This is a genomic window from Labrys sedimenti, assembly GCF_034424805.1.
Lineage (GTDB): Bacteria > Pseudomonadota > Alphaproteobacteria > Rhizobiales > Labraceae > Labrys > Labrys sedimenti.
The window spans coordinates 55,703-71,912 of sequence record NZ_JAXOUF010000018.1; the positions used below are offsets into that span (position 1 = coordinate 55,703).

12 protein-coding genes are annotated in these 16,210 nt (G+C 62.7%); 9 read left to right on the forward strand and 3 right to left on the reverse strand.

Annotated features, from left to right (window positions below; all coding sequences use genetic code 11):
• The first annotated feature begins 1 nt into the window (after position 1).
• The 4 genes from U1R88_RS29040 to U1R88_RS29055 all read left to right on the forward strand — a co-directional run bounded on the left by U1R88_RS29040 (position 2) and on the right by U1R88_RS29055 (position 7,935).
• Positions 2-1,036, forward strand: coding sequence for a zinc-dependent alcohol dehydrogenase (locus U1R88_RS29040; RefSeq protein ID WP_322434409.1), 1,035 nt, complete (start codon positions 2-4; stop codon positions 1,034-1,036).
• A gap of 86 nt (positions 1,037-1,122) precedes the next feature.
• Positions 1,123-2,622: an aldehyde dehydrogenase family protein gene (locus U1R88_RS29045; protein ID WP_322434410.1), complete on the forward strand. Its 1,500-nt coding sequence runs from the start codon at positions 1,123-1,125 to the stop codon at positions 2,620-2,622.
• Complete coding sequence (locus U1R88_RS29050; RefSeq protein ID WP_322434411.1) at positions 2,622-4,220, forward strand: GMC family oxidoreductase; 1,599 nt, start codon at positions 2,622-2,624, stop codon at positions 4,218-4,220. Before U1R88_RS29045 ends, U1R88_RS29050 begins: the two co-directional genes overlap by 1 nt.
• Positions 4,221-4,332: 112 nt before the next feature.
• Positions 4,333-7,935 carry a DEAD/DEAH box helicase gene (locus tag U1R88_RS29055; protein ID WP_322434412.1) on the forward strand — a complete coding sequence of 1,201 codons (3,603 nt, stop codon included), beginning with the start codon at positions 4,333-4,335 and terminating at the stop codon, positions 7,933-7,935.
• Between the two features lie 17 nt (positions 7,936-7,952).
• Here the strand turns inward: U1R88_RS29055 and U1R88_RS29060 are convergent, their stop codons facing one another.
• Positions 7,953-8,771 (reverse strand): aldo/keto reductase, encoded by an 819-nt coding sequence (locus U1R88_RS29060; protein WP_322434413.1) that lies wholly within the window; start codon positions 8,769-8,771, stop codon positions 7,953-7,955.
• Positions 8,772-8,943: 172 nt separating this feature from the next.
• On the opposite strand from U1R88_RS29060, the gene U1R88_RS29065 reads away from it, so the two are divergent.
• Both U1R88_RS29065 and U1R88_RS29070 read left to right on the forward strand, forming a co-directional pair.
• On the forward strand, positions 8,944-10,536 hold the full coding sequence (locus tag U1R88_RS29065) for an acyl CoA:acetate/3-ketoacid CoA transferase (protein ID WP_322434414.1): 1,593 nt from the start codon (positions 8,944-8,946) through the stop codon (positions 10,534-10,536).
• Complete coding sequence (locus U1R88_RS29070; RefSeq protein ID WP_322434415.1) at positions 10,536-11,306, forward strand: enoyl-CoA hydratase/isomerase family protein; 771 nt, start codon at positions 10,536-10,538, stop codon at positions 11,304-11,306. Before U1R88_RS29065 ends, U1R88_RS29070 begins: the two co-directional genes overlap by 1 nt.
• 195 nt (positions 11,307-11,501) lie before the next feature.
• Here U1R88_RS29070 and U1R88_RS29075 read toward each other — a convergent pair whose 3' ends face one another.
• Both U1R88_RS29075 and U1R88_RS29080 read right to left on the reverse strand, forming a co-directional pair.
• On the reverse strand, positions 11,502-11,975 hold the full coding sequence (locus U1R88_RS29075; RefSeq protein WP_322434416.1) for a MaoC family dehydratase: 474 nt from the start codon (positions 11,973-11,975) through the stop codon (positions 11,502-11,504).
• Positions 11,972-12,988: an aldo/keto reductase gene (locus U1R88_RS29080; RefSeq protein WP_322434417.1), complete on the reverse strand. Its 1,017-nt coding sequence runs from the start codon at positions 12,986-12,988 to the stop codon at positions 11,972-11,974. Before U1R88_RS29080 ends, U1R88_RS29075 begins: the two co-directional genes overlap by 4 nt.
• Before the next feature lie 134 nt (positions 12,989-13,122).
• Between U1R88_RS29080 and U1R88_RS29085 the strand changes: the two genes are divergently transcribed.
• Genes U1R88_RS29085 through U1R88_RS29095 form a run of 3 tightly spaced genes read left to right on the forward strand, consistent with a single transcriptional unit; the run spans position 13,123 to position 16,203 of the window.
• On the forward strand, positions 13,123-14,268 hold the full coding sequence (locus U1R88_RS29085) for an acyl-CoA dehydrogenase family protein (RefSeq protein ID WP_322434418.1): 1,146 nt from the start codon (positions 13,123-13,125) through the stop codon (positions 14,266-14,268).
• The gene (locus U1R88_RS29090; protein ID WP_322434419.1) at positions 14,265-15,047 is read left to right on the forward strand and encodes a 3-ketoacyl-ACP reductase; all 783 of its coding nucleotides are present in this window, start codon (positions 14,265-14,267) and stop codon (positions 15,045-15,047) included. Before U1R88_RS29085 ends, U1R88_RS29090 begins: the two co-directional genes overlap by 4 nt.
• A 10-nt stretch (positions 15,048-15,057) precedes the next feature.
• A complete protein-coding gene (locus U1R88_RS29095; RefSeq protein ID WP_322434420.1) occupies positions 15,058-16,203 on the forward strand; it encodes a dihydrodipicolinate synthase family protein in 1,146 nt (381 codons plus the stop codon).
• Positions 16,204-16,210: the final 7 nt, after the last annotated feature.

Sequence of the window (16,210 nt, forward strand, 5' to 3'; positions counted from 1 at the left end):
CATGGACATGATGCGAGCCGCCGTGCTCACCCGCCCCGGGGCATTCGAAGTCCGGGAGGTTCCCATCCCCCGGATCGGCCCGGATGACGCTCTCATCAAGGTGGACCGCTGCGGCATCTGCGGCACCGACATCCACATCTTCAAGGGCCACTATGCCGCCGACACCCTGCCTTTCATTCCCGGGCATGAGTTCACCGGCACGGTGAGCCGCGTGGGGGACAGGGTCGAGGGCTTGCAGGTCGGGCAGCGCGTCGTCGCGGATGTCAATATCGGCTGCGGACATTGCTACTTTTGCCGCCGCGGCGAGGTGCTCAACTGCCAGGCGGTCAGCCAGATCGGGATCCATCGCGATGGTGGCTTTGCCGAGTTCGTCGCGGTCCCCGCGCGGCTGGTCATTCCGGCGCCCGGCGAGGCGACACCCGAGCTGCTGGCGCTGACGGAGCCGGTTGCCTGTGTCGTCAGGGCCGCGCGCAAATCCGGCATCGGTTTCGGCATGTCGGTCGTCGTGCTCGGTGCCGGGCCGATCGGCAATCTCCACATCCAGATGATGCGTCTCGTCGGTGCCGCGCCGATCATCGCCGTGGAGCCGTCGCAGCCTCGCGCGGCGCTTGCCGAGAAGGTCGGTGCCGATCTCGTCATCACCGATCCCAAGGAGGCCCGCAAGCTGGTCGCCGAAATGACGCAGGGGCGTGGAGCGGACGTGGTGATCGAAAGCGTCGGGGTCACCGCACTCTATGCCGAGGCTTTCAGGCTCATTCGTCCCGGAGGCCATGTTGCCGCCTTCGGCATCACGGGACCCAATGACAGCGTGCCGCTTCCCTTGCTCGAAACGGTCCTGCGCGAGAACTCGGTCAAGGGCTCTGTGGCGGGCATCGGCCAGGACATGCACGATGCCCTGACGCTGCTGAGCCATGGGCGCTTCCAGGTCGAGCCCTTCATCGGCTCGGTGGTGCCGCTGAGCGCGATTCAATCGGCTTTCGAGACGATCCAGGACCGGCCGGCTGTTCTGAAAACCCAGATCGACACGACCGCGTGACGGCATCGGCAGATCGCTTCGAAGCAACGAGACAACTGCGCCCTCGGCGCACCCATAATTGCTCATCAATCAAAAGGATTCACGACATGGATCAGGTCGCCGGTAGACAGTCGCTTCCCGACAGTCCCAGGACGTTCGGCTTTTTTGTCGATGGGAAGCGGATGGAGGCGGGAGACCGGGCCTATTTCGAACGCCGCAGCCCGGGCCACGACGTGCCGGTGACACGCATTCCAAAATGCACCAGGGAAGACCTGGACCTTGCCGTCAAGGCTGCGCGGCGTGCTTTCGAGGACGGGCGCTGGTCGAGGATCCCGGCCGTCGAGCGGGCGAACGTGCTCCTGCGCGCCGCCCAGATCCTGCGCAGCCGTGCCGCGGAACTGGCCTATTGGGAAACCCTGGAGAACGGCAAGCCCATCAGCCAGGCGCGGGCGGAAGTGGATGGCTGCGCCGGTATGTTCGAATATGCGGCCGGTCTCGCCAGGACGCTGCATGGCGATGCCTTCAACAATCTGGGCGACGGCATGTTCGGCCTGGTCACCCGGGAGCCGATCGGCGTGGTCGGCCTGATCACGCCGTGGAACTTCCCCTTCCTGATCCTGTGCGAAAGGGTGCCCTACATCCTCGCGGCTGGCTGCACCATCGTCGCAAAGCCCTCCGAGGTGACGTCGGCCACGACCCTCCTGCTGGCCGAGATCCTGTCGGAAGCGGGGCTCCCTGACGGCTGCTACAATGTCGTCACCGGCTCGGGCAGCGTCATCGGCCAGGCCATGACCGAGCATCTGGATATCGACATGGTGTCCTTCACCGGCTCAACCGCCGTGGGGCGGCGCTGCGTCGAGGCCGCCGGCGGCAATTTCAAGAAGCTCGGCCTGGAACTCGGAGGCAAGAATCCGCAGATCGTCTTCGCGGATGCGGATCTGGAGGATGCCGCCGATGGCGTGGCCTTTGGCATCGGCTTCAACACCGGGCAGTGCTGCGTGAGCGGCAGCCGCCTGATCGTCGAACGCTCGGTAGCGAGCGAGTTCGAGAAGCTGATCGCCGCCAAGCTGGCCAAGGTCAAGGTTGGCGATCCGCTCGATCCGAGCACCCAGATCGGCGCCGTCACGACGACGGCCCAGAACACCACCATTCTCGACTATATTGCCAGGGGCAAGGAGGAAGGCGCGCGCCTGGTCTGCGGCGGCGGTGCGCTTGACTTTGGCCGCGGCCGATATATCGCGCCCACCCTGTTCGGAAATGTTACCGGCGCGATGGCGATCGCCCGCGACGAGATTTTCGGCCCCGTGCTTGCGGTCATGCCCTTCGACAGCGAGGATGAAGCGATCGCCATGGCCAATGACACCGTCTATGGCCTGGCCGCGAGCGTGTGGACCAAGAATATCGACAAGGCCTTGAATGTGACGCGCCGTGTCCGCGCCGGCCGCTTCTGGGTCAACACCACGCTGGCCGGCGGCCCGGAACTTCCCCTCGGAGGGTTCAAGCAGTCGGGCTGGGGACGCGAGGCTGGCTCTTACGGCATCGAGGAGTATACCCAGATCAAGTCCGTCCATATCGAGATTGGCAAGCGCGAGCCTTGGGTGCGCTGATGAAGGAAGTTGGCTACGATTATGTGATCGTCGGCGGCGGCTCGGCGGGCTGCGTGCTCGCGGCGCGCCTCAGCGAGAACCCGGCCGTGCGCGTATTACTGTTGGAGGCCGGCGGCCGCGACAGCAACCCCTACATCCACATGCCGGTCGGCTTCGCCAAGATGACCTCGGGGCCGCTGACCTGGGGCCTCAAGACGGCGCCGCAGCGCCATGCCTGCGGCCGGGAGATCCCCTATGCCCAGGCCAAGGTGATCGGCGGCGGCTCCTCGATCAATGCGGAGATCTACACACGGGGCCACGCCGCCGATTTCGACCGCTGGGCGAGCGAGGAGGGGGCGGCCGGCTGGTCCTTCAAGGAGGTGCTGCCCTATTTCATCCGCTCTGAAGGCAACACCATTCTTTCCGGCGACATGCACGGGGTGGATGGGCCGCTGGGCGTCTCGAACCTGCCCGACCCGCAGCCGATGTCGCGCGCCTTCGTCCAGGCCTGCCAGGAGTTCGGCATGCCCTACAATCCGGATTTCAACGGCAGGGCGCAGGAAGGCGCGGGCATCTACCAGACGACCATCCGCAATGGGCGGCGCTGCTCGGCCGCCGTCGGCTATCTCAGGCCGGCGGCGAAGCGGTCCAATCTCACCGTCGAGACCGGCTGTCTCGTCCGGCGCATCCTGTTCCAGAACGCGCGCGCCATTGGCGTCGAGTTCGTCAGGAATGGCCAGCTCGTCACCGCAAGGGCCGAGAGCGAGGTCCTCGTCACATCAGGCGCGATCGGATCGCCGAAGATCATGATGCTTTCGGGCGTCGGTCCGGCCGATCACCTGAAGAAGCTGGGGATCGACGTGGTCGAGGACCTGCCCGGCGTGGGCGAGAACCTCAACGATCATTTCGGCGTCGATATCGTGGCGGAACTGAAGGGACCGACCAGCCTCGACAAATACAACAAGTGGCATTGGATGCTGTGGGCTGGGCTCCAATACCTGCTCTTCAAGTCCGGGCCGGTGACCTCCAACGTCGTCGAGGGCGGGGCCTTCTGGTATGGCGATGCCGGTGCCACGATACCGGACCTGCAATTCCACTTCCTGGCCGGCGCGGGCGCCGAAGCGGGCGTGCCCACGGTGCCCTCCGGGGCCGGCATCACGCTGAATTCCTACACCCTTCGCCCGAAAAGCCGCGGATCGGTCAGGCTGGCTTCGGCGGACCCGGCCACCAATCCGATCGTCGATCCGAATTTCCTGGCGGAGCCCGACGATGTCCGCGTGTCCGCCGAGGGTGTGCGGATCAGCCGGGAGATCTTCGCCAGGCCCTCCCTGCAGAAGTTCATCAAGCGGCTGCATCTGCCGGGAGACGATATCAGGACCAATGCCCAGTTCGCGGACTATGCGCGCCGCTATGGCAGGACTTCCTATCACCCCAGCGGCACCTGCAAGATGGGCATCGATGCGATGGCCGTGGTCGATCCGCAACTGCGCGTGCGGGGCCTCGAGCGGATCCGCATCTGCGACAGCTCGACCTTCCCCAGCCTCATCGGCTCGAACACCAACGCCGCCGCGATTATGGTCGGCGAGAAAGCAACGGACCTGATCCGCGGGAATATGTAGAGAGGGGAGTACAGACAGCCGTTCGGTTAGCCATTTTACTTGCATAGGAGACAGAAAAGCGAGTTAAATCGTTCGCAACTGTTGAATACAAGAAAGAGTTGTGGCGGAAATCATGAAGCGCCCACTAATTAAGGCTCGCATTACGGATCTCGAAGCATTGTTTGAGCGATCCGGCGCGGATCGTGAGGCACTGGAACAGTTGCTTCATGAGCTCGGATTTCGATCGGTCGATCGGGCGAAGGCCTTGAAGAAGAAAGTGGTTCAGGCACTCGGAGTGTTGCCGAAGGAAAGGAAGGCCCCAAAAGCCGCAAAGCTAGCAAGAACTCAAGCCGCTTCATCCCCCCGACAACAACCCAATAAGCAAACAAAGGAAGTAACGCCGGTAAGGCAAACGGAGCCAGCAAAGGTTGCCGAGACCGGCAGAATGTTGGATGTCGAGCCTGAAGTAATCGTTCGCCCTGCCTTTACACCTGCCCCTCGGGCTCCGCGTCGTCCGGCTGCCGCATATATAGATCAGCCCATCGACATTTTGGCTGCATGGACCGCCCTGGAGGTCCTTTCGCCTTTCACCTACTCCAAGCCATCCGATCTCGTTGAGGGTGATCAGCGACGCGTTGCAGGTTTTGCCGAGCAGCTATTCATGCCTTGGAGCAACGGGGGCGATAAGGCGAAGCCCGGTACCCAGCTCTTCTATCACATCGTGCTCGGTGCGATCCGCATGGAGGAGGCTACCAAAACACTGCTTGAGGTTTACGTCGATGATGAACTCGATCGCCGAACGGAAAGTGGATTCGCAGGTATAGCGACGATAACGATCGACAAGTTTGGCCGTCCCATTCCCGAAAAGGCAGCGGCAGTTTCAAGTTTTGCTTGGGGCTTGCCGCTAGCCTTGCGCGACGGATTGAAGAAGCTCCAGGAATGGCCCACGGTCGAGCGTAAACTCATCGATATGGTCGATGATCAAATCCGTAGGCAAGATTCCGAGGGAAATCTGCTGCCTTTGGATGCCGCTGCGATCGAGCGCGTTTACAAGCTGCTCGTAGAGCGCCTGGAATTACCCGCTCACATGGTGGAGGCGCCCAGTTTTGCTCTGCGTCACTATCACTTTTTTAAGGCGATCGAGCCACCGGATCCTCCTCTCTTGGGCAGCTTCTATCTCGGCGATTTGGCCGCCGCTCGATCGGTCATGGCCGAAAAGAGGCATCGCAATCTCGCCCGTTATCTCGGGCTAGAGAAGCCGTTGACCTGGACCGATATCCTCCGCGACAACAAAGCTCTTGCCGAAGCCGTTACGCCTGGGCGAACACCACTTGGCCGGTGGCCAGGCAACGGTCGCCATTCACTAGCGCTTCTACAGCAAGCGGCTGTCAATCTGGCGGTGTCGAACGATCCGGATGCCACTCTTCTTCCGGTTAATGGCCCTCCAGGTACAGGCAAGACGACATTGCTCAGAGATCTCGTTGCCTCTCTGGTTGTCGGCCGTGCGGAAACGATGTGTGCCTTCGATGATCCCGAGGAGGCATTCTCTCACGTGGGTCAGACAAAGCGCTCCGGCATGGGCTTTAGCCATATATACCAGCCGGACGAGCGGCTTCTCGGCTTTGAGATGCTCGTTGCTTCTTCGAACAACAGGGCCGTCGAAAATGTCAGCAGCGAGTTGCCTCGCCTCAAGGCCATCGCGAAAGATGCGCCCAATCTGCGCTATTTCAAAACCGTCTCCGACAACATCGACGGAAAGGAAGAAACTTGGGGTTTGATCGCGGCGGTACTTGGCAATTCGTCCAACCGCTACAAGTTCAAGGAGGCATTCTGGGGTAATCCCGATCATGGATTTCGTGCCTATCTGCACGAAGCTTCAGGTCAGCCGCAATGGATGGAAGAGGTCGACCCCAAAACGCAGAAGGTTCTGCGCAAGCGTAAGCCCGAAGTTGTTTCCAAGGAGTGCCCACCGACGTCACACGATGCTGCGTTGAAGAAATGGCGCTCAGCTCGCAAGGCGTTCCGGCAAGCACTTGCCGAAGCGCGGGCCTATCGGCTTTTGTTGGAAGAGGCACGGGTAAACGCTGGTTCGATCGAGGCTAAAGCGGCGGCGGTGCGGGGGCGCGAGCAGGACAAGCGCGTCGCGGAACAGGCGGTCGCTGACGCCGAGCGCGAATTCAGTGAGCTTCAGGTCCGAGTCATCTCTGCGCGTGAGGCGGAGCAACGTGCTCGTCAGCAGTCGAACGAGCATCAACGAGCAGCGCCCAACCTTGTGGCTCGGCTGGTAGGCGGAACCACTGCCCGTACCTGGAGTGAGAAGAAGGCGAGTCTCGATCGTGATCTGGACCAGGCCGTTCGACATCAACAGGTGATTTCTGCATCCTTATCCGCAGCTTTTACAAAGCGGGAGGCTGAACGGGAGCGGCTGGTAATCGCTACCACAAGACTGGACGAGGCCACATCGGTATTCACGGCGGCGGAGCAACAAGTTGAGGTCCTGCGAACGCGATGCGGCTCGCGTGCAGTCAATCGTGCTTTCTTCGAGCGCGAGCCTACTGAGATGCATACGACGTCGCCATGGTATGACGATCAAGCTCATCGCGAACGCGACCGTGTTTTTGAATGCGCGATGCAGGTTCACCGGGCCTTCATCGGCGCCGCCGCCAAGCCGATCCGCAATAATCTGGATGTCTTGTTCAAGGCATTTTTCGGCCGCAGCGGCTGGTCCCCTCGCATGGCGCCGTTCATGCCGGGGCTTTGGTCAACGCTGTTTATGGTTGTACCGGTCATATCGACGACCTTCGCATCGATCGAACGCATGATCGGCTACTTGCCTGCGGGGGCGCTCGGCTGGCTACTCATTGACGAGGCGGGGCAGGCCGTTCCGCAGGCGGCGGTCGGCGCCATAATGCGAACCCAGCGCGCGATTGTGGTGGGTGATCCACGTCAAGTTGAGCCTGTAACCAGTCTGCCGACGCAGCTTGCCGAAACGATTTGTGATGAGTTCAGCGTCAATCCCGATAAATGGAACGCGCCTGAAGCCTCTGTTCAAACCGTTGCCGACGCTGCCAGCAGTCGGGGAACCAAGTTTGGCTCGAATGACAACCAGATCAATGTAGGCCTCCCGCTCCTCGTCCACCGCCGTTGCGCCGACCCAATGTTCAGCATTTCTAACGAAATCGCTTACAGCGGATTGATGGTAAAGGCGACGCCAGACAGAGAGTCGGCGATCCGAGATGTCCTCGGCCCATCACATTGGATCGACATTAAACCCGCGAGGACCGAAGATAAATGGAGTGAAGCAGAGGGCCAGGCTGTCATCGACCTCTTAAGGCGGCTTGACAAGGCTGGCGTTCCTGAACTCGATATCTACATTATTTCACCGTTTAGAATCGTTGCTCAGCGGTTGCGAGAACGTATTGGCGTGAGCGGAGTCTTGAAGCCTTGGACGGATAAACCATGGGAGTGGACTCGTGACCGAGTGGGAACCGTCCACACCGTGCAGGGGCGTGAAGCCGACAGTGTGATCTTCGTGTTGGGGGCACCGTTGCCGGCTCAAAATGGTGCGAGGCATTGGGCAGGATCATCGGTGAACTTACTCAATGTCGCGGTTACGCGGGCGCAGGAGAATCTCTACGTTATAGGTGCGCGCTTAGCGTGGACCGATACTGGGTATTTTAGAGCCTTGATATCCAATATCCAACCCGTCCTCCCTACAGCGGGGCGTTCGAACTAGGTGCTTGGGCAGGAGCCTCAATCCCATTCCGGCGCCCAGGGGATGAGGTCACGCCCGACGATGCGCAGGTTCTTCTGCGTTTGTGCGTCGATCCGCGCCATGTCGATGCTCGACAGCGTGAAATCCATGATGTCGAAGTTTGAGCGGATGTTCTCCGGTTTCGTTGACATCGTGTTCAGCGGCACGCCTTTTTGGAGAATCCAGCGCAACACCACCTGTCCCGCCGTCTTCCCGTAGGCTTGGCCGATCTCGGCGAAGAGCGGCTGTTCGAAGACTTTTCCGCGTGCGACCGAGCAATAGGATGAAAGCGGGATGCCGGACTCGTTGGCGGCGGCCAGCAGAATGTCCTGATTGAGGAAGGGGTGAAACTCGACCTGGTTGGTGACAAGCGGCGTGTCGACGATCGATCTCGCCTGCCGCATCATGCGCGCCGTATAGTTCGAGACGCCGATGTGGCGGGCGAGGCCGAGCTCCCGTGCCTTTTGCAGGAGTTCGAGCGAGGGGGCGATATTGCCGTCGGCCGGAGCCCAGTGCAGCAGCAGGACGTCGGCGAAGTCAACTCGAAGGTCCCTCAGGCTTTGTTCGACCGACGGGAGAAAGCGCTCTTCGGAGAAATTGTGGATGCTGACCTTGGTGGTGATGCAAAGCTCGTCCCGCTTCACGCCGCCATTGGCCAGGCTTTCACCGACCTCGGCTTCGTTCTCATACATCTGTGCGGTATCGAAGGCGCGATATCCGGTCGCCAGTGCCGTCTCGATCGCCTGCCGGCAGGTGTCGCCGCGCAGGGGGTAGGTGCCGAAGGAGCGCTGGAACGTTCGCGTGAAATAGATGTTCATCCCTGTCGTTTCCATTTTATCGCACTATCTAGTTACTTATATATCGTGTCCTGGCTGCGGGCAAGCCGCCGAATGCCTCCGGGAGCCGGACGGCGGAGAAAAGGAGTTGAAGGCGCCGACGCTATAAGGTACTAACCATATAGTTACTTATAAAATTCTTCGCGAGGAGACGATGTCCAAAATCAGGAGTGCGCTCGAGGCGGTGCGGCGCATCGGCGACAAGGCGGTGGTTGCCGTGAATTCCTCCAGCGGGCTTTGCTGCCCGGACCTGGTTCTCCAGGCGCTGGGGGAGCGGTATCGCGAAGAGGGGCATCCTCGCCAGCTCACCATGATCCACCCGATTGCCGCAGGCGACATGTTCGGCACTAGGGGTGTCGACCATCTGGCCCAGGACGGCCTCATCGATACGATCATCGGCGGGTCCTATCCGTCGGGACCGTCTTCGGCGGAGCCGCCGCTGATCTGGAAGATGCTCGGCGAGAACAAGATCAGCGCCTACAACGTGCCCAGCGGCATCCTGTTCGACATTCTCCGGGAAGCGGCCGGAAAGCGTCCCGGCGTTCTGACCAAGGTCGGGCTCGACACCTTCGTCGATCCGGCGCTCGATGGCTGCGCCATGAATGATCGCGCCCGCTCCCGGCCGATCGTGCGCAAGATTGAGTTCGAGGGCGACGAATGGCTCTATTTCCCAGCGATCGCACCCGATGTCGCCATCATCCGGGCCTCGACGGCGGATGAACGCGGCAATCTGACCTTCGAGCATGAAGGCGCCTATCTCGGCGCGATGGAGCTGGCGCTGGCTGCGCACAATTCCGGCGGCACCGTCATTGCACAGGTCAAGCGGATCGCCCAAGCGGGTACGCTGCGCCCGCATGACGTCAGGGTGCCCGGCATCCTCGTCGATATCCTCGTCGAGGCGCCGGACCAGTTGCAGACAACGGCAACCGCCTATGACCCGGCGATATCGGGCGAGCTGTTTCGCCCGCTCGATACGTTCACGATCCCTGCCTTCGACGCGGCCAAGGTGATGGCTCGCCGGGTGGCGATGGAACTGGAGAACGGCTGGGCCGTGAATATCGGCTTCGGTATTTCGGCGAACGTTCCACGTATCCTCCTGGAGGAAGGCCGGCATGGCGAGATCACCTGGGTGATCGAGCAGGGCGCCGTCGGCGGCATCCCGCTGCTCGACTTCAAGTTCGGCTGCTCCTCCAACGCCGAGGCGTTCGTGGCCTCGCCGCATCAGTTCACCTATTTCCAGGCCGGCGGCTTCGATGCCTCCCTCCTGTCCTTCCTGCAGATCGGCGAGGATGGTTCCGTCAACGTCTCAAAGCTGGCAGTGCGCCCGCATGTGACGGCCGGCGCCGGAGGCTTTGTCGACATCACCTCGCGCGCCAGGAAGATCGTGTTCTCGGGCTACTTCAACGCCGGCGCGAAATTGTCGGTGGCCGATGGCAAGCTGAGGATCGACAAGGAGGGCAAGGTCGCCAAGCTCGTGCCCGAGGTCGACCAGGTCTCGTTCTCCGGCAAGCGCGCCACGCTGCAGAACCAGGACGTGACCTATGTCACCGAGCGCTGCGTGCTGAAGCTGATCGACGGCCGGCTCACCGTGACGGAGATTGCGCCGGGCGTCGATCTCAAGCGCGATATCCTCGAGCAGGTGGCTTTTCCGCTCGCCGTCGCCGACCCGCTGGTGTCGATGCCGGCAGACCTGTTCGAGCCCGATCGCCGCCGCCGGCAGGCGGTCACCAGAGAGGCGGCCGAGTGATGAGCGGGGATGGTGTTCGGCTGAAGATCGAGGGGCCGGTTGCGAGCATCGTCATCGAACGCGAGGGCAAGCTCAACGCCTTCGATGCTGCCATGGTGGCGGAGCTGCAGCGTCTGTGCGCCCTCATCGAGCACGATACGACCATCCGCGTCGCGATCCTGACGGGGACTGGGACGAGAGCTTTCTCGGCAGGCGGTGACATCGAGGCCTGGAGCCGAGAGACGCCCGAGGATTTCGGCCGGTTCTGGGTGCGCGAGGGGCACGCCGCCTTCGACGCGCTGGCCCGGCTGCGTCAGCCCCTGATCGCCGTGCTGAACGGCCATGCCTTGGGCGGCGGCCTGGAGCTTGCCGCCTGTGCGGACTATCGCATTGCGGAAACCCACGCCAAGATAGGGCAGCCGGAGACCGGGCTCGGCATCATTCCGGGTTGGTCGGGCACCCAGCGCGCGACACGCCGCTTCGGTGCCCAGGCCGTGAGGCGCATGGCGATCTTCGGCGAGATCCTGAGCGCAAAGGATGCACGCGAACTCGGCATCGTGGACGAGGTGGTGGAGAGTGGCCAAGGGCTTGCCCGGGCCATGGAGGTCGCGGGAAAGGTATGCTCGCGTGCGCCCCTGGCAACCGAAATGACGAAGATGCTGGTGAACGCCGCCGAAGCGGAGGAGACGGAACGGGTGTTCGACTGCCTGGCCGGCATGGCCGCCGCGCAGTCGAGTGAACTGCAGGCGGGCCTCGCCGCCTTCCGCGAAAGGCGATCGCCGAAATTCTGACAGCTCGATTTTACCCTCCCCTGGAGGGGGAGGGTCGACGCGAAGCGTCGGGGTGGGTGACGTTCTTGCTGATGACCTCTCTCTTCATCGAGATCTTTGCCGTTTTCACCCTACCCCAGCCGTTCAGGCCGATCCTTCCTCCAGCGGAGGTCAAATCGTGCCGTACTCCGCGAAGAGCGCATCTCCGCGGTAGCCTCAGCGATAGACCATCAGCTGGTTCTCGCCGGACTGGACGATCTCCCCGGTCTGCTTGCGCACGCGAAAGCCCAGTCTGAGAATGCCCCGGTCGAGCCGCGACGTCGTCCGCTTGTCCTTGATGCTCACGTGGGCGGTGATCATGTCGCCGGCCAGGACCGGGCGTTCGAACCGAAAATTCCAGCCCAGCGAGGCCACGGCGAGGAAGCGGGCCTGTGCCTGGTTCTTCAGCCCGTCGACGAGGGACAGGATCAGGAGGCCGTGGGCGACGCGCGAGGGAAAGCCGTGGGCACGCGCCGCGTCGCCATCCATATGGATCTCGAAGCGGTCGCCGGTCAGTTCGGCGAAGGCGTCGATCAGTTCGGTGCCGACATGCCTGGCTGGTGTGTCGAACCAATCCCCGATGGAGACATCGTCATAGCGCAGACCGGTCGCCGCCAGGCGGCGACCGGTGTCGGGTGCGATCTCGTTCATGCCGGCACCGGCGCGTCCTCGCGCAGCAATCGTTTGCTTTTCAGTTCGGCCCAGAAATCCGGCGGAATGGGGTGGCTGAACCATGCCAGGTTCTGGTCGAGTTGCTCCACCGTGCGCGTCCCGGCGCAGAAGGCCGGGATGGCGGGGTGGGCAACCACGAATTGGAGAGCCGCAGCGGCAAGCGGCACCTTGTGGTCCCGGCACACCGCCTCGATCCTGGCGACCTTCTCCATCACCGCGGCCGGGGCGGGGGCGTAGTTGTACTTCGCACCGGGCACCGCGCCGGTTGCCAGGATTCCGGAATTGAAGCCGCCGCCGACCAGCACGGCAGCGCCACGCTCTTGGCAAAGCGGCAGGAAGCCGTCGAGGGCCTCCTGTTCGAGCAGCGTGTAGCGGCCGGCCAGAAGGAAGCAGTCGAAATCGCGCTGCTTGAGCGCCTCATGACAGACTTCCCACTCGTTGACGCCGACACCGATCGCTTTCACTGCGCCTTCCGAGCGCAGGCGCTCCAGGGCGCGCCAGCATCCGTCCATGGCCTGCCTGAAGACCTCCGGCTGGTCGTCGCCGCGGGTGAAACGGTCGATATCGTGAATGAACAGCATGTCGATGCGCTCGAGCGCGAGCCGCTGCAGGGAATCCTCGAACGCCCTCAGCGTGCCGTCATAGCTGTAGTCGAAACTCATCGTGTTGGGGGCCGCATTCACCCAGGGCGAGAAGTCGATTTGGGAGCGCCTGGCCGGGTGCAGGACGCGCCCCACCTTCGAGGCGACCACGAAATCGTCGCGCTTCTTCCAGCGCAGCGCCTGCCCCAGGCGCAGTTCCGAAAGGCCATGACCGTACATCGGTGCGGTGTCGTAGAAGCGCACGCCGGCATTCCAGGCATGCTGTACCATTTCGTCGGCAACCGGTTCGCTGATCTCGCGCAAGAAATTCCCGATCGGCGCCGTACCGAAGGCAAAGGGGGTGACCTCGATGTCGCTGCGGCCGAATTTCCGCTTTTCCGATGGCTTCATGATTTCCTCCGTTGGCATCGCTCTTTGATGGCTTGCCTGACCTGGCCTCGATTCGAGGGGATCGTCAGGCTTGACCCATTTGATCCACGTGCGTTATAGCAGTAACTAGATAGTTACAAAAGGGGAAGAAGCGCATGTACCCAAGCGAAACGCAGATGCAGGTGCGTGACATGGCGCGACAGTTCGCCGACGACGTGATCAAGCCGCTGGCCGAGGAGCTCGATCGCGAGGAGCGCTTCCCTCATGAGATCTATGATCAGATGGGAGAGCTCGGGCTCTTCGGCATCGGCGTTCCCGAAGCCATGGGAGGCCCGGGGTTCGACACGCTGACCTATGCGCTGGTCATGGAAGAGCTTTCGAGAGGCTATGCCTCGGTTGCCGATCAATGCGGCCTGGTGGAACTCATCTGCACGCTGCTGGTGAGGCACGGCACGCCGGCCCAGCGCCAAGCCTGGCTAGCACCGGTGATGCGCGGAACCAAGCGCGTGGCCTATTGCATAACCGAGCCGGAGGCCGGAACGGACGTGTCCGGCATCAGGACCACGGCGGAACGGGACGGAGAAGGTTGGCGTCTCAACGGCGGCAAGATCTGGATCCACAACGCGCCGGTCGCCGATGTCGGTTTCGTCCTGGCCCGGACGGACAAGGATGCAGGCCATCGCGGTATGAGCATCTTCATCGTCGATCTTAACGCCAAGGGCGTCGAGCGCGGCCCCAAGGAGCACAAGATGGGGCAGCGTGCCAGCCAGGTTGGCGCGCTCAATTTCACCGATGTCGTGCTCGGGCCGAATGCGCTGTTGGGAGACCTCGGCAAGGGCTTCCACATGATGATGAGCGTGCTGGACAAGGGCCGCGTCGGCATCGCGGCGCTCGCGGTCGGCATCGGCCAGGCCGGCCTCGAGGCTGCCGTCGACTATGCCCGCCAGCGCAAGCAGTTCGGCAAGGCAATCGCCGAGTTCCAGGGCGTGCAGTGGCTGATTGCCGACATGGCCAAGGATATCGAGGCTGCACGTCTTCTGGTGCACAGCGCGGCTACGAAGATCGATCGCGGGGACAATGCGACCAAGGCCTGTTCGATCGCCAAATGCTTCGCCGGCGACATGGCGGTGACCCGCACGGCCGACGCCGTCCAGGTCTTCGGCGGTTCCGGCTACATCCGCGGCTTCGAGGTCGAGCGCCTGTATCGCGACGCCAAGATCACCCAGATCTATGAAGGCACCAACCAGATCCAGCGCATGATCATCGCCCGCGAGTTGTTCAAGCATGGAGCGCTGGCATGAGTACCCCGATCCGGCAGGCAGCCTTCATCACCGGCTCGAGCCGCGGGATCGGCCTGGCAGCCGCCGTCGAACTGGCCAGGAACGGTTTTGCGATCGCCTTGAACGGACCCGCCGACGATGCGGAGCTGCAGGCGGCCGAGGAACGCGTGCGTGCTCTCGATGTGCCCGTCACCCGCATTGCCGGCGACATAGCCGATATCGGTGCGCATGACGCCATGCTCGACCTGGCCGAAAAGGCTTTGGGCCCACTTTCGACGCTCGTCAACAATGCGGGCGTATCGGTCCTGAGCCGCGGCGATCCTCTCGATGTCAGCGAGGAAAGCTACGATCGTTGCCAGGCGGTCAACGCCAAGGCGCAGTTCTTCCTGTGCCAGAAATGGGCGAGGCGCGTGCTTGCACGCGACCGCAGTGACGGGCGCTTCTATGCCATCGTCAATGTGTCGTCGTCGAATGCCGATGCGGTTGCCGAGCCACGGGCGGAATATTGCGTCTCGAAAGCCGGCTCGGCCATGGTGAGCAAGGTGTTCGCCGTCCGGCTCGGGCGCGAGAACATCGCCGTCTACGATATCAGGCCGGGCCTGATCGAGACCGCCATGACTCAATCGGTGACCGGCCTGTATCAGCGGCGCATCGACGAGGAGGGCCTGACCCTGATGCGGCGCCTGGGCCGGCCGGAGGATGTCGGGGCGGTGATGGCGACGCTCGCCACCGGCAGGCTCCCCTACACGACCGGCCAGGTGATCGCCGTGGATGCCGGCATGCTGGTGCCGAGATTTTGAGGAAACTGCAATGATCCGTCTTCCCGATGTCAACGGCGCTTTCTCCGACTATCGGCTCAGCGGCAAGGTGATCCCGGCCGCCCGCTTGCCTGCCGACGCGGCGCGTGTCGTGTTCTCGGCGGCCCATGTCGTGGCCGATCCGTTCACGGCCAATGATCCTTCCGGCCCGGCCACAGTCGACTGGAAGGCAACGATGGCGTTCCGCCACCATCTGAACGATCTCGGCCTCGGCATTGCCGAGGCGATGGATACAGCCCAGCGCGGCATGGGCCTGGACTGGCCTCGGGCGCTCGAGCTTGTCAGGCGCACCCGCGAGGAGTTGCCGCAGGCGCTGGTCTTCAACGGATGCGGCACAGACCAGCTCGAGCCGAGCCAGGCGAGAGGGCTGGACGACGTTCGTCGCGCTTATTTCGAGCAGGTGGAAGCCATCCAGGCCCTGGGAGGGCGCCTCATCCTGATGGCGAGCCGTGCCCTTGCCGCCGTCGCCGCTTCACCGGAAGACTATGTGAAGGTCTATGGCGATGTGCTGGCGCGTTGCGACCGGCCCGTCATTCTTCACTGGCTCGGCGACATGTTTGACCCGGCGCTGAGGGGTTACTGGGGCAGCGACAGTTTCGAGGCTGCCATGGACGTGGCGCTGCGCGTCATCCAAGAGAACGCGGCGAAAGTCGAGGGCATCAAGATCTCGCTCCTGGACAAGGACAAGGAAATCGCGATGCGGCGTCGTCTTCCCGTCGGCGTCAAGATGTATACGGGCGACGACTTCAACTATCCGGAATTGATCGCCGGCGACGAGGTCGGCTTTTCCCACGCCCTTCTCGGCATTTTTGATCCCCTTGCGCCGTCGGCGGCCTTCGCCATCCAGAAACTGGGGGAGGGTGACATCGGGGCGTTCCATGCGGTGCTGGATCCCACCGTCCCGCTGGCCCGGCTCATCTTCCGCGCGCCCACCCAATTCTACAAGACGGGGATCGTCTTCCTCGCCTGGCTCAATGGCTTCCAGGAGCATTTCGTGATGTTGGGCGGGGCACAGGCCATGCGGCCGCTGCCTTATTTCGTCGAGCTTTTCAAACATGCGGATGCCTGCGGCCTGCTGCGCGACCCGGATCTGGCGGCCGATCGCATGCGCAAGCTGCTTGCCCTCTACGGCGCTTGAGCCGCCA